We start from the raw sequence: 13,347 nt of genomic DNA, 5'->3' as shown, positions 1-13,347 counted from the left end.
GGGTTATGAAGTGCATCGGGGTATGGCGAAAACGGGCGTGGTCGGTACCCTGCGCGTCGGCAGCGGCGAAAAAACGCTGGGGCTGCGCGCCGACATGGATGCGTTGCCGATGCGCGAGCAGAACGACAAGCCGTGGCGTAGCAGCACAGAAAATAAATTTCATGGCTGCGGTCATGACGGACATACCGCAACGCTGCTGTGCGCCGCCGAATATCTGGCGCGTAGTCGCCGCTTCAACGGCACGCTGCATTTGATTTTCCAGCCGGGCGAGGAGCTGCTCTACGGCGGGCGGCTAATGCTGGAAGATGGACTGTTCCGCCAGTTCCCCTGCGACGCCATTTACGCACTGCATAATATGCCGGGCATTAAAAAAGGACACATCCATACCCGTACCGGCGCCATGCTGGCCTCCGCCGACACGCTGCATATTGAGGTGGTCGGTAAAGGCGGGCACGGCGGCTTCCCGGAAAAAACCACCGACGCCACGCTGGTGGCCTGCCAGATCGTGCTGGCGCTGCAAACCATCGTTTCGCGCAACGTTTCGCCGTTTGATCAGGCGGTGGTGACGGTTGGCAGCCTCTGTTCCGGCGAAGCGCCCAATATTATCAACGCCAGCGCGCTGCTGAAGTTGAGCGTACGCGCGCTGGACAACAACGTGCGGCAGCGGCTGTTGCAGCGTATTCGGGAGATTGCCCTTGGCCAGGCGCAAAGCATGGGCGCCGAAGTCAACATCGAGCACGTCAACGGCTGTCCGGCGCTGGTCAACGATGCCGATGCGACGGCGTTCGCCGTTGAGGTGGCGCGCGATCTGTTCGGCGCGGAGAAGGTCTGCGCCGATGCCGCGCCGGTGATGGGCAGCGAAGATTTCGCCTTTATGCTGGAGCAGAACCCCCGCGGCGGTTATCTGTTTCTCGGCGCTGGCGACGAGCCGGAACGCTGTATGGTGCATCATCCCGGTTACGATTTTAACGATGAACTGATCGCCCCCGGCGCGATCTTTTTCAGCTATCTTGCCGAACGCTTTTTAAAATAACGGTTTTGCGCAACGCGGCTGCTTTACAGGCATTTCCGCCGGAAGAGAACCGGCCGCGCAACAACAATGATGAAGGGAGTCATTATGTCCGCCACAGAGATCAACGCTGCGGCACCTGCCGCATTTCAGGGAAGCGGTCGGCTTATTCTCGGTATTATCGCCGGCGTGCTGACCTTTTGGCTTTTTGCCCAGTCGGTAGTGAATATCGTACCGGCGATTCAGCAGGAGGTGGCGATTCCGCTGGAGTCGCTCAATTTAGCGATAAGCCTGACGGGACTCTTTTCCGGCTGTTTTATTGTGGTGGCGGGCGGCTTCGCCGATCGTTTTGGCCGGGTGAAAATGACTCAGCTTGGCCTGCTGTTGAGTATTATCGGCTGCCTCTGCCTGATTATTTCGCAAAATACCCTGTTGTTCGCCGTGGGGCGCATTATCCAGGGGCTGTCGGCCGCCTGTATTATGCCCGCCACGCTGTCGCTGATTAAAGCCTACTATCAGGATGAAGCGCGGCAGCGGGCGCTGAGCTACTGGTCGATTGGTTCCTGGGGCGGCTCCGGCCTCTGCTCGCTGGCGGGCGGGGCGATTGCGACTTACTGGGGCTGGAAATGGGTGTTTATTTTATCGATTCTCTGCGCGCTGACCGGCATGCTGCTGATCCGCGGCACGCCGGAAAGCAAAGTCGCCGCAACGCAGGGAAACCGGTTCGACTACTTCGGTTTGTTCACCTTTGTGGTGATGCTGATCTGCCTGAACTGGACTATCACTAAAGGCAGCGCGTTCGGCTGGCTGAGCAGCGTGGTGCTGATCCCCGGCGCGGTTTTTGTGTTGGCGGCGCTGCTGTTTTTCACCGGCGCGCGTCGTAAAAAAAGCGCCAGCTTTATCGATTTCGCGCTGTTTAAACACCGCGCCTACAGCGGCGCGGCGCTCTCTAATTTCCTGCTGAACGCCGTCGCCGGCACGCTGATCGTCGCCAGCGTCTATGTTCAGCAGGGGCGCGGCTTCAGCGCTTTTCAGTCCGGCATGTTGACCATCGGCTATCTGATCGCGGTGCTGAGTATGATTCGGGTAGGTGAGAAACTGCTGCAAAAGACAGGCGCGCGCAGGCCGATGCTGTGGGGCACGGCGATCACCGGCGTCGGCGTGGCGCTGATGGCGTTCACGCGCCTGCCCGACGGCGTCTACGTGGCGGCGGTGCTGATCGGCTATATCCTGTTTGGGCTGGGGCTGGGCTTTTACGCCACGCCCTCCACCGATACCGCCATCTCCAGCGCGCCGGAAGATAAAATCGGCGTGGCGTCCGGCATTTATAAAATGGCCAGCTCGCTGGGCGGCGCCTTTGGGATTGCGATTTCCGCTTCCGCCTACGTGGCAATGCTGCCGCAGGGCGTGGCGGCCGCCGCTAGCGTCGGCCTGCTGGTGAACGTGTTGTTCTGCGTGCTCGCTTTCCTGGCGATTGCGCTGATGGTGCCGCGTCAGGCGAAGCAAGCCTGAGGTGAGTTAGGGCGACGGCCTCTCGCCGCGCGGCTGCGCGAAAGCGTGAAAATTTTTAATCAGCAGCCGGAGGCGGCGCGGCGGGAGACTGACAAGAACGACTCATTAATATTTTCCCGGTGCGATGAGCATTGCGGGCGCGCCTTTTTCTGTCCACTCTTTTACACGCTGGCATAAACGCCAGCGTTCCTTTTTTCAGCCTACATACCTTTGCCGTTCAGAACGCGGTGGCTCTTCTGTAACCCTTTTTATTGTGACTTTCATCACGTAAACAGGCGATTTCAGCGAAGGCTGTCTAAACTTATCTTTACCTTTTGCCGTTTAGCTGGAGAAAGCCCTTATAAATCAATGGGAAGTCCTGAATAAATCATTACAAAACTAATAACAGGGAGCAATATGGCCGACTATCCAACTGAACAACCTGCCGTCGCAGAGGCGGAAACGCTAACCAAAGATACCGTCAGACAACGCATCTTTATCGTGGTGCTGGTGGCGACCATGGGCGCGCTCGCCTTTGGCTACGATACCGGCATTATTTCTGGATCATTGCCCTTTATGTCCGCCGCGCCGTCGCAGGGTGGGCTGGGGCTGAACTCCTTTACCGAAGGCCTGGTCGCCTCGTCGCTGATTTTCGGCGCAGCGATCGGCTCCTTTCTGAGCGGGTTTTTCTCCGACCGCTTCGGCCGTCGCATGACGCTGCGTAGTCTGGCGCTGCTGTTTATCGCCGGCGCGCTGGGCACCGCCGTGGCGCCGACCGTGTCCACCATGATTGCCATGCGCTTTGTGCTGGGGATCGCCGTCGGCGGCGGTTCCTCCACCGTGCCGGTGTTTATCGCCGAGATTGCCGGACCAAAGCGCCGCGCGCCGCTGGTAAGCCGCAATGAATTGATGATCGTCAGCGGGCAGCTGCTTGCCTATGTCGTCAGCACCATCATGAGCTATACGCTGCACGATCCGCATATCTGGCGCTATATGCTGGCGCTGGCGATGGTGCCGGGCATTCTGCTGTTTATCGGCACCTTCTTCGTGCCCGCTTCGCCGCACTGGCTGGTGTCGGAAGGGCGCTTCACCGAGGCGCTGAAGGTACTGAAAAAGCTGCGCGAAACGCCGCGCGAGGTGCGCAAAGAGATGGCGGAGATGCGCAAGCAGGAACGGCTGGCGCGTAAGGGACCGTCGGTGAAAGCGCTGCTGAAAGAGCGCTGGGTGATTCGCGTGCTGCTGACAGGCTGCGGACTGGGCTTTGTGGCGCAGTTTACCGGTGTTAACGCCTTTATGTACTACACGCCGATCATTCTGAAAACTACCGGCATGGGCACTAACGCCTCGATCGCCGCCACCATCGGCAACGGCATCGTGTCAGTGCTCGCCACGCTGGTGGGCATCTGGGCGGTCAGCCGCTTCAGCCGTCGTCATATGCTGATGACCGGACTGAGCATCGTGATTCTGACGCAGATAGCGCTGGGCCTGACCCTGACGCTGCTGCCGCAGAACCTGACGCAGAGCTATCTGGCGCTGGCGTGCATTCTGGTGTTCCTGTTCTTTATGCAGATGTGCATTTCGCCGGTTTACTGGCTGCTGATGTCCGAGCTGTTCCCGATGAAGATTCGCGGCGCGCTGGCGGGCACCGCGGTCTGCTTCCAGTGGATCTGCAACGCGACGGTCGCGTTTGCTTTCCCGCTGCTGCTGAGCGTCATCGGCAATCAGACCTTTTTCCTGTTTGTGCTGCTGAATATCGGCTCCTTCATTTTCGTTTTCTTTATGCTGCCGGAGACGCGCGGCAAGAGCCTGGAGGAGATCGAAAATATGATGCGCAGCAAATACGGCGAAGTTTAAAAACGGCGGGCGGGCTATTATCAGCCTGCTTTGGACCTGATAACCAGCGCGAACGCGCTGCGTCAGGCGACAAGATGCCAACGCGACAGGGGGTTTAAAGAAAACCTCGTCGCGGACGGCGGTATAACCGGCAGCGTTGAGCTGCCGGTTATCGTTCAGAGCCGGTCAGGATCGGCTCTGCTCTATTCTTTCTTCCTGAACGAAGGGGTTAACATGTCAGGTTTATTTTCACCGTTCTCTTTAAAAGACGTCACGCTGCGCAACCGCATCGCGGTGCCGCCTATGTGCCAGTACACCGCCACCGACGGCCTGAGCAACGAATGGCATCGCGTACACTATAGCGGCCTGGCGCGCGGCGGCGCGGGACTGGTGATCGTCGAAGCCACGGCGGTATCGCCGGAAGGGCGCATCACTCCCGGCTGCCTCGGCATCTGGAACGATGAGCAGGCGGAGAAACTGGCGCAGATTGCGCGTGATATCAAAGCGGCGGGCGCGGTGCCGGGCATTCAGATCGCCCATGCCGGACGCAAAGCCAGCGCTAACCGTCCGTGGGAAGGCGACGACCATATCGCCGCTGACGACGGTCGCGGCTGGGAAACCATCGCGCCGTCCGCCGTCGCCTTCGGCGCAAATCTGCCGCAGGTGCCGAAAGCGATGACGCTGGACGATATCGCCCGCGTACGTGAAGATTTCGCTACCGCCGCCCGTCGCGCCCGCGACGCCGGTTTTGAATGGCTGGAGCTGCACTTTGCGCACGGCTACCTGGCGCAGAGCTTCTTCTCGGTGCAGGCTAACCAACGTCAGGATCAGTACGGCGGCGACCTCGCTGGCCGCAGCCGCTTTATGCTGGAAACGCTGGAAGCCGTGCGTCACGTCTGGCCGGAAAACCTGCCGCTGACCGCGCGTTTTGGCGTCATCGAATATGATGGCCGCGACGAGGAAACGCTGGCGGAATCGATTGAAGTGACCCGTCAGATGCGCGCTAACGGCCTGGATCTGCTGAGCGTCAGCATCGGCTTCTCCACCCCGGACGCCAATATTCCGTGGGGCCCGGCGTTCCTTGCGCCGATCGCCGAGCGCGTGCGCCGGGAAGCGCAGATTCCGGTCGCTTCCGCCTGGGGCATCGATGCGCCGGCTATTGCTAACCGCACCGTGGAAGAGCAACAGCTGGACCTGGTGATGGTGGGCCGCGCGCACCTGGCGAACCCGCACTGGCCGTATCAGGCCGCGCTGGCGCTGAAAGAAGAGAAGGCCGCCTGGGTGCTGCCTGCGCCGTATGCGCACTGGCTGGAGCGCTACCGCACCAGCGAGTAATCGCTTTCGGGCCTGCCGTCGGCGGGCCCGCTTCAACGCTTTTTCTACGGCCTCCCCACGGAGGCCGTTTTTATTGCGTACGGCCGTCCGCAAAACTCAGCGCCACGCCCTCAGCTGCGCTCGATCTTTTTCGCCGCCTCGTCCAGCACATCGACAATGGCGTAGAGCGCCTGCTGCGAAAGGTTTTCATCGGCCAGGCGGGTGTTCAGCGCCATCTTCATATTATGGATCGCGCGCTGCACTTCCGGCTGGCTGCGATTGTTAGCCAGCACCGCCAACGACGCCAGACGCGCCATTACCGCCTCCAGCTGCGGCTGCTGCTGCGCCAGATGCGCTTCGCCCTCGGCGGTGATCAGGTGATTTTTCTTGTTGCCTTCTTCCGCCACCGCCTGGATATAGCCCATCTCCTCCATCAGCGTCAGGTTAGGGTAAACCAGGCTGGGGCTGGGGGTATATTCGCCGCGCGACAGCTCCTCGATCGCCTTGATGATCTCGTAGCCGTGCGCCGGACGCTGCGCCAGCACCGTTAAAATCAGCAGGCGCACCTCGGTGGCGTCCAGCAGGCGCTCTTTACGCTTTCTGTAGGCAAAAAAGGCGGAACCGTTTTTATCTTTCATCGTTTTACGTCACGTTTGAGAATAAATAAGGAACGGCGCGTTCCCGATCGGTCCGCGCCGCAACCGGAAAGTGACGCTTACTTGCTGTGCCAGTAGGCAACGCCGCGCACGTAGCTGTCGTTAATCTGACGCTGTTCCGTCAGGTAGTCGAGCAGCGTTTTTACCCGATCGCCTTCGCCGGTGATCCAGAGAAAATAGCCCTGCGGCGGGATCGGCAGTCGCTCCAGCGCGGCGTGCGCGATAGCGGTATCGCCGGCAGGCAGGAAATGACAGGTGATGCCGTCCAGCGGCGGCAGGTAGGCTTTGCTCTGCGCTTCGTCCGCCATAATCATCAGATGCACTTCAGCTTCCACCTGCGCTGCGCGCAGCTCCGCCAGGCGGCGTCCCAGCGCAGGCAGGCCCGTTTCGTCGCACAGATAGAGCTGGAAGGCGTAGTCGGTCGGCATGCAGAAAGAGCCGCGCGGCCCGCCGATCACCAGCGGATCGTTCTCCTGCGCCCGTTCCGCCCAGTCGCTCGCCACGCCGCCCGGATGGATAAAGAAATCGATGGTTAAACGATTGGTCGCCGCGTCATACGCCAGCGGAGTGTAGTCGCGCGATGCCGGGCGCTTGCCCTCCGGCCAGACCACGCCCTGTTCGCCCACTTCCGGCAGGCTCAGCTCGCCGCTGGCGGCGTCAGGAAAAAAGAGTTTGATGTGATCGTCGAAGCTGTGGGAGGTGAAGCCCTGGAGATCGTCGCCGGTCAGTACGATGCGGTAAAAACTGCCGATACGCGTCTTGCTCTGCACGCGGAGCTGACGCAGCCGCAGCTCGTTTTTCTTACGGGTGGGCAGCGGCCAGTTCTGTGCGGTGATGTCTGCGCTCATCGTGATTGTCTCGTCTGAAGTAAAAGCAGAAACATATCCAAGATATATCTTAACCACAAGATCCTTTTGTGCGCTTTCAGGAAGGATTTGACTATTTTTGCCTGTTTAGTGCGCGAAAATCTTTACGTTTACTAATCTTTTTCAGGTTAGCGATACGGCAGCAAGCGCATTGTTGCCGGTCATTTTTTGTTACTTCAGGAGCCCGCCGATGAACCCCAATGCGACCAGACGCCACTCTGCGCTTGCTGTGGCGCTGTATGAATTCCTTAATCCGATCCCGCTCGGCTTTTTCACCGCCGCATGGATTTTTGACATTATTTATCTCAACAGTCCTCACCCGATGTGGACGAAAAGCGCCAGCTGGCTGATCGCTTTCGGCCTGATTATCGCCATTATTCCTCGGCTGATTAACCTGGTGCAGGTATGGGTCGGCGTTTCATGGCCGCAAACCTCGCCGGTGAAAATCCATTTCTGGGCCAACCTGCTGGCTATTGTGCTGGCGATCTTCAACGCCTTTGTGCACAGCCGCGATGCGTATGCGGTGGCGCCCGCTGGCGTGATCCTCTCTACTTTGGTGGTGGCGCTGCTGTGTCTGGCCAATATTCAGCTTGCTCTGCGCCTGCGTAGCGCTGAAGGAGTCGCGCGATGAAAAAATCAATTTTACTGCTGGCGCTCTCTTCCGCGCTGTTGCTGAGCGGCTGTGATGAACAGGCTGCTGTCGATGCTGAACAACAGATGGGGCCCGATCCGGTATTGCCGAAGGCGCAGGACTTCTTGATGCCGCCGATGCAGGTGCCGAAGGGCGTTAGCTGGAAGCAGGGCGAGACGCCGAAGGTTGCCAGCGGACTGCGCATCACGAAAGTGGCGGACGGCTTTATGCATCCGCGTCAGGTATATGTGCTGCCGAATAATGATGTGCTGGTGGTGGAAGCCAACAGTCCCGGCACCGCGCCGGTGACCGCGCCGAAACAGCTGGTGATGGGAATGGTGCAGAAATCCTCCGGCAAGGGCGGCAAAGGGGGCAACCGCATTACGCTGCTGCGCAATCCCAGCGGCGACGGCGTAACCTGGGAAAAGCATATCTTTCTTGAGAATCTCTATTCACCGTTCGGCGTACAGCTGGTGGGCGATACGCTTTACGTCGCCAACGCCGACAGCATCAGGCGCTACCATTATGAAACGGGCGCGACGCGTATTACCGATCCCGGTACGGAATTGGCCGATCTGCCGGGCGGCATTAACCACCACTGGACTAAATCGCTGCTGGCCAGCCCGGACGGCAGCAAGCTCTATGTCGGCGTGGGATCTAACAGCAATATTACTGAAAACGGCCTTGATGCAGAGTATCGCCGCGCCGCGGTGCTGGAAGTCGATACCGCCACCGGCGGCAGCCGCATCTACGCTTCCGGCCTGCGTAATCCCACCGGCTTGCAGTGGGAGCCGCAAACCGGCAAGCTTTGGGCGATCGTCAACGAACGCGACGAGATCGGCGCCGATCTGGTGCCGGACTATCTGACGTCGGTGCAGGAAGGCGGCTTCTACGGCTGGCCCTGGAGTTATTTCGGCCAGCATGTCGACCATCGCGTCATGCCGCAGCGCCCCGATCTGGTGGCGAAGGCGATCAAGCCTGACTATGCGCTCAGCTCGCACGTCGCCCCGCTGGGACTGCTGTTCTATACCGGCAGCAATCTGCCGGAGAAATATCGCGGCGGGGCCTTTATCAGCGAACACGGCAGCTGGGACAGAACCCCGCTGAACGGCTATCGCGTTTCGTTCGTCGCCTTCCGGGATGGCAAGCCGGTCGGCAAGCCGGAGCCGTTTGTCACCGGATTTTTGACCGACGATCAGAAAGAGGTGCGCGGCCTGCCGGTTGGGCTGGCAATGGATAAGCAGGGCGGGGTGCTGATTGCGGATGATGCGGGCAATACCGTCTGGCGCGTGACCGCGGCCGGGACGCCGTAGCGAAATGACGGCGCGCCGTCGGCGCGCCGGAAAATCTTACTCCGTCAGGAAGGGATAATCGGTATAGCCGCGCTCGTAGGGCGGCTCCATCCGATAGATGGTCTCGTTATCCACGGCGTTTAGCGGCGCCTGCCGTTTAAAACGCTCCACCAAATCTGGGTTGGCGATAAACAGTTTGCCGAAGCTCACCGCGTCCGCCCGGCCCTCTTCAATCAGCTTCTCCGCCTCTTCACGCGTAATGCCTTCGTTGGCGATAAACGCGCCGCTGAACTTTTCCCGCACCAGCGGGCCGATCGGCTCCGCCTGAGTCAGCGCTTCGCGGGCGAAAATAAACGCCAGCTGGCGCGCGTCGAGCTGCTCCGCCACGTAGCCGAACAGCGCCTGCGGGTTGGAATCGGACATGGAATAGGCGTTGGACATCAGGTTCAGATGCACGCCGACGCGATCCGCCGACCAGACGGTCAGCACCGCATCCACTATCTCCAGCAGGAAACGGGCGCGGTTCTCAATAGCGCCGCCGTAGCGATCGCTGCGTTTGTTAGAGCCGTCATGCAGGAACTGATCGATCAGATAGCCGTTGGCGGCGTGGATCTCAACGCCGTCGAAGCCCGCCTGGCGCGCGTTTTCCGCCGCGCGGCGAAAATCTTCCACGATGCCGGGAATTTCGTCGGTCTCCAGTGCACGCGGCGTGACGTAAGGACGCTGCGGTCGCACCAGCGTCACATGGCCTTCCGGCGCGATGGCGCTGGGCGCGACCGGCAGATCGCCATTAAGATGTATCGGATCGGAAACACGGCCCACATGCCAGAGTTGCAGCACGATTTTGCCGTCGGCCTGATGCACCGCGTCGGTAATTTTGCGCCAGCCCGCCACCTGCTCTTCGCTCCAGATGCCCGGCGTGCTGGGATAGCCAACGCCCTGCGGTGTTACCGAGGTCGCTTCGGTGACAATCAGGCCGGCGCTGGCGCGCTGCACATAGTACTTCAGCATCACCTCGTTAGGCGTACGCGCCTCGACCGCGCGCATACGCGTCAGCGGGGCCATGACAATACGGTTCTTTAACGCCAGTGCGCCGATTTTTACCGGTTGGTACAAGCTTGCCATAGTTACCTCATCCATTCAGTGGGTGTCGGACTGCGAACCTGCATCATGCGTAGTGACGCTAAGGGCGTCAATCGGCGGAGGGACGGATAGAGGCGGCGCAGCATAGAGTGTTAAAAGATAGCGAAGATTTAGGTGCATAAAAACCCGGAATATATCGCTTAAATAAACAGGTCTGGCGTTAATCATCCTGATGATTACACGATGTTTCTTATTAAAAATGATTTTTTATTCATTCTGTATGGTTGTTCTCATCGGCAAAGAGTGCCATGATGTCGGCCACTTTTTATCGCCCCCCAGCTTTAACGCGTGAGGTTATCGCTATGTTCGGATTGATGCAGGCTCTGCGCCGCTGTTCCCATCATTGCCGATGGTCGCCGCGTGGGCGCGTTCCCGCCATTTCCCCGATTACCCGCCAGTTTCCCATGCGGTGAGGCTAACCGAAGCCCGCTGTTGGACATGCGTAAAAACAGAGGCCTTCTGGTTTTACTGATGTCTATCGGTTGCCGCTGAACCCCGTTCTGCTTCGCATCCTTTCGACACGTTTCGCCGGGAAGCTGATTCCCATTGCCGTGCCTTGCGCACCCACTCATCCTTGACCCTGGGGATTTGTGTTATGAACCCACTGAAAATAGCCGCCAGCGCCGCGCTGGCGCCAGCACTGACCGTCGGACGCGACGTTGTGGCGCTCGACAGCACCGACTTTACGGATGTGGCGGCGGTTGTCGTCTCGGTAGCGGAGGCGCGCAGCGGCATACTGGGGCTGCTGCGCCATACCGGTTTCTCTTTCCCGGTTTTCCTGGCAGTCAGCCAGGCGAGCGAAGCGGAAAGCCTGCCGCCGGTTACCGGGCTGCTGGACGGCAGCGCCGAATCGCTGGCGCGGCTGGCGCAGGCTGCGGAGGAGTATGAGGCCGGACTGCTGCCGCCGTTTTTCGATACTCTGACCAAATATGTCGCCATGAATAACAGCACCTTCGCCTGTCCGGGGCACCAGGGCGGGGCGTTTTTCAAAAAGCATCCGGCGGGGCGGCAATTCTGGTCATTCTATGGCGAGAACCTGTTCCGTTCCGATATGTGCAATGCCGACGTCCGGCTGGGCGATCTGCTGATCCATGAGGGATCGGCGAAGGATGCGCAGAAGTTCGCCGCCAAAGTGTTCAACGCCGATAAAACCTATTTCGTGCTGAACGGTACCTCCAGCGCCAATAAAGTCGTGACCAACGCGCTGCTGACGCGCGGCGATCTGGTGCTGTTCGACCGCAATAACCATAAATCCAACCATCACGGCGCGCTGATTCAGGCGGGCGCGACGCCGGTCTATCTGGAAGCGGCGCGCAATCCCTTCGGTTTTATCGGCGGCATCGACGCCCACTGTTTCGATGAGGAATATCTGCGCGAGCAGCTGCGCGCCGTCGCGCCGGAACGCGCCGACGAAGCGCGGCCGTTTCGCCTGGCGATTATCCAGCTGGGCACCTATGACGGCACCGTTTATAACGCCCGGCAGGTGATCGACCGCATCGGCCATCTGTGCGATTACATTCTGTTTGATTCCGCCTGGGTAGGCTATGAGCAGTTTATTCCGATTATGGAAGCCTGTTCACCGCTGCTGCTTGAGCTGAATGCGAACGATCCGGGCATCTTCGTTACCCAGTCGGTGCATAAACAGCAGGCCGGTTTTTCGCAAACCTCGCAGATTCATAAAAAAGATAACCATATTCGCGGGCAGAAACGCTTTTGTAGCCACAAGCGGCTGAATAACGCCTTTATGCTGCATGCGTCGACCAGCCCGTTTTATCCGCTGTTCGCCGCGCTGGACGTGAATGCCAAAATACATCAGGGCGAGGCGGGACGTCGGCTGTGGCACGAGTGCGTTATGCTGGGCATCGAGGCGCGTAAGGCGATTCTGACGCAGTGCCGTTTGATTCGCCCCTTTGTGCCGGAAAGCGTTAATGGCGCTCCGTGGCAGGCGGCACCCACCGCAGAGATTGCGCGCGACGCGCGTTATTTCAGCTTCGCGCCGCAGGACCGCTGGCATGGCTTTACGGGTTACGCCGAAGATCAATACCTCGTCGATCCCTGTAAGCTGTTGTTGACCACGCCCGGCATTGATGCCGCCAGCGGCGAATACAGCGAATTTGGCGTGCCGGCCGCTATTCTCGCCAACTTCCTGCGTGAAAACGGCATCGTGCCGGAAAAAAGCGATTTGAATTCGATTCTGTTTCTGCTGACTCCCGCGGAAAGCGCCGCGAAAATGGCGCATCTGGTGGCGATGCTGGTGCGGTTCGAACAGCATATTGAGGCGGATTCGCCGATGAGCGAGGTTCTGCCGGTGTTGTACAGCAAGCATGAGGCGCGCTATCGCGGTTACGGCCTGCGCCGCTTATGTCAGGAGATGCACGATCTTTATGTCGGCTACGGCGTAAAAGATTTGCAGAAGGCGATGTTCCGACAGGCGAGTCTGCCGCAGGTGAAGATGAATCCGCAGGACGCCAATCAGGCTTTTATTCGCGGCAACGTCGAGCTGGTGCCCATTGCGCAGGCGGAAGGGCGCATTGCTGCGGAAGGCGCGCTGCCTTATCCGCCAGGCGTGCTGTGCGTGGTGCCAGGAGAAGTCTGGGGCGGAGCGGCGCAGCGTTACTTCCTGGCGCTGGAGGAGGGGCTTAATCTTTTGCCTGGTTTTTCACCGGAATTGCAGGGCGTTTATAGCGAAACGGATGAGCGGGGAGTAAAACGGTTATATGGATATATCATTACAGACTGAGGGATTACCTTGACCTCACAACGTTAACTGTATGATAATTTTTAGATAAATTTTCCCTGGTGTTGGCCAAATGGCAACCTGATCTCAAATGGTCAGGTTTTTTTTTGCTTAAAATTTAATCTTTGTCTTTTACTTTCATACACTTTACGATGTAGCGAACCAGCTTGTAAGTTAGACTTAGGTACAGGGCCCTGCCTTTGCGGGTAGATTAGGGAAGATATAACGTTATTTTGAGGTTAAGGATGTCACTATTTTTCACAGAAAATCAGGCGATCATCGACACCGCTCAGCATTATTTCGACAGAAAGTTAAAGCAGCTTGGTGATTTAAAATACGCTTACATGGTGTTAAATAAAAAAAATCCCGCTGATA

Annotated in this window: 10 protein-coding genes; 7 read left to right on the top strand and 3 right to left on the bottom strand. The window is 58.9% G+C overall.

The window, feature by feature from the left end:
* From MYY08_RS18105 to MYY08_RS18090, 4 genes are all read left to right on the top strand, one after another.
* On the top strand, nucleotides 1–1,033 hold a 1,033-nt coding region (locus MYY08_RS18105; protein WP_288015270.1), incomplete at its 5' end, for a M20 aminoacylase family protein.
* An 84-nt stretch (nucleotides 1,034–1,117) separates the two neighbouring features.
* A complete protein-coding gene (locus MYY08_RS18100) occupies nucleotides 1,118–2,521 on the top strand; it encodes an MFS transporter (RefSeq protein ID WP_288015268.1) in 1,404 nt (467 codons plus the stop codon).
* A 396-nt stretch (nucleotides 2,522–2,917) separates the two neighbouring features.
* Nucleotides 2,918–4,354, top strand: coding sequence for a sugar porter family MFS transporter (locus MYY08_RS18095; protein ID WP_052133860.1), 1,437 nt, complete (start codon nucleotides 2,918–2,920; stop codon nucleotides 4,352–4,354).
* A 213-nt stretch (nucleotides 4,355–4,567) separates the two neighbouring features.
* On the top strand, nucleotides 4,568–5,668 hold the full coding sequence (locus MYY08_RS18090; protein WP_038629886.1) for an NADH:flavin oxidoreductase/NADH oxidase: 1,101 nt from the start codon (nucleotides 4,568–4,570) through the stop codon (nucleotides 5,666–5,668).
* 110 nt (nucleotides 5,669–5,778) lie between these two features.
* Here MYY08_RS18090 and MYY08_RS18085 read toward each other — a convergent pair whose 3' ends face one another.
* Nucleotides 5,779–6,285, bottom strand: a complete 507-nt coding sequence (locus MYY08_RS18085) for a PadR family transcriptional regulator (RefSeq protein WP_288015265.1) — start codon at nucleotides 6,283–6,285, stop codon at nucleotides 5,779–5,781.
* Between the two features lie 77 nt (nucleotides 6,286–6,362).
* A complete protein-coding gene (locus tag MYY08_RS18080) occupies nucleotides 6,363–7,151 on the bottom strand; it encodes a siderophore-interacting protein (RefSeq protein ID WP_084970623.1) in 789 nt (262 codons plus the stop codon).
* A gap of 208 nt (nucleotides 7,152–7,359) precedes the next feature.
* Between MYY08_RS18080 and MYY08_RS18075 the strand changes: the two genes are divergently transcribed.
* Nucleotides 7,360–7,800: a DUF2231 domain-containing protein gene (locus MYY08_RS18075; RefSeq protein WP_084970622.1), complete on the top strand. Its 441-nt coding sequence runs from the start codon at nucleotides 7,360–7,362 to the stop codon at nucleotides 7,798–7,800.
* Nucleotides 7,797–9,113 carry a PQQ-dependent sugar dehydrogenase gene (locus tag MYY08_RS18070; protein ID WP_038624189.1) on the top strand — a complete coding sequence of 439 codons (1,317 nt, stop codon included), beginning with the start codon at nucleotides 7,797–7,799 and terminating at the stop codon, nucleotides 9,111–9,113. The genes MYY08_RS18075 and MYY08_RS18070 overlap by 4 nt, the downstream gene beginning before the upstream one ends.
* Before the next feature lie 36 nt (nucleotides 9,114–9,149).
* Here MYY08_RS18070 and MYY08_RS18065 read toward each other — a convergent pair whose 3' ends face one another.
* On the bottom strand, nucleotides 9,150–10,217 hold the full coding sequence (locus MYY08_RS18065; protein ID WP_038624190.1) for an alkene reductase: 1,068 nt from the start codon (nucleotides 10,215–10,217) through the stop codon (nucleotides 9,150–9,152).
* A gap of 613 nt (nucleotides 10,218–10,830) precedes the next feature.
* Between MYY08_RS18065 and MYY08_RS18060 the strand changes: the two genes are divergently transcribed.
* Nucleotides 10,831–12,975, top strand: a complete 2,145-nt coding sequence (locus MYY08_RS18060) for an ornithine decarboxylase (RefSeq protein WP_084970620.1) — start codon at nucleotides 10,831–10,833, stop codon at nucleotides 12,973–12,975.
* Nucleotides 12,976–13,347: the final 372 nt, after the last annotated feature.

The sequence above is a fragment of the Mixta sp. genome, from assembly GCF_024610815.1.
GTDB classification, from domain to species: domain Bacteria; phylum Pseudomonadota; class Gammaproteobacteria; order Enterobacterales; family Enterobacteriaceae; genus Mixta; species Mixta calida.
The sequence above is the reverse complement of the archived record's forward strand: the minus strand, read 5'-3'. Positions and strand labels throughout refer to the sequence as shown.

What these genes read in the sequence shown, in the direction of transcription:
- MYY08_RS18065 (WP_038624190.1), bottom strand. Translation starts at nt 10,217, where the DNA reads ATGGCAAGCTTGTACCAACCGGTAAAAATCGGCGCACTGGCGTTAAAG.
- MYY08_RS18080 (WP_084970623.1), bottom strand. Translation starts at nt 7,151, where the DNA reads ATGAGCGCAGACATCACCGCACAGAACTGGCCGCTGCCCACCCGTAAG.
- MYY08_RS18095 (WP_052133860.1), top strand. Translation starts at nt 2,918, where the DNA reads ATGGCCGACTATCCAACTGAACAACCTGCCGTCGCAGAGGCGGAAACG.
- MYY08_RS18070 (WP_038624189.1), top strand. Translation starts at nt 7,797, where the DNA reads ATGAAAAAATCAATTTTACTGCTGGCGCTCTCTTCCGCGCTGTTGCTG.
- MYY08_RS18075 (WP_084970622.1), top strand. Translation starts at nt 7,360, where the DNA reads ATGAACCCCAATGCGACCAGACGCCACTCTGCGCTTGCTGTGGCGCTG.
- MYY08_RS18090 (WP_038629886.1), top strand. Translation starts at nt 4,568, where the DNA reads ATGTCAGGTTTATTTTCACCGTTCTCTTTAAAAGACGTCACGCTGCGC.
- MYY08_RS18060 (WP_084970620.1), top strand. Translation starts at nt 10,831, where the DNA reads ATGAACCCACTGAAAATAGCCGCCAGCGCCGCGCTGGCGCCAGCACTG.
- MYY08_RS18085 (WP_288015265.1), bottom strand. Translation starts at nt 6,285, where the DNA reads ATGAAAGATAAAAACGGTTCCGCCTTTTTTGCCTACAGAAAGCGTAAA.
- MYY08_RS18100 (WP_288015268.1), top strand. Translation starts at nt 1,118, where the DNA reads ATGTCCGCCACAGAGATCAACGCTGCGGCACCTGCCGCATTTCAGGGA.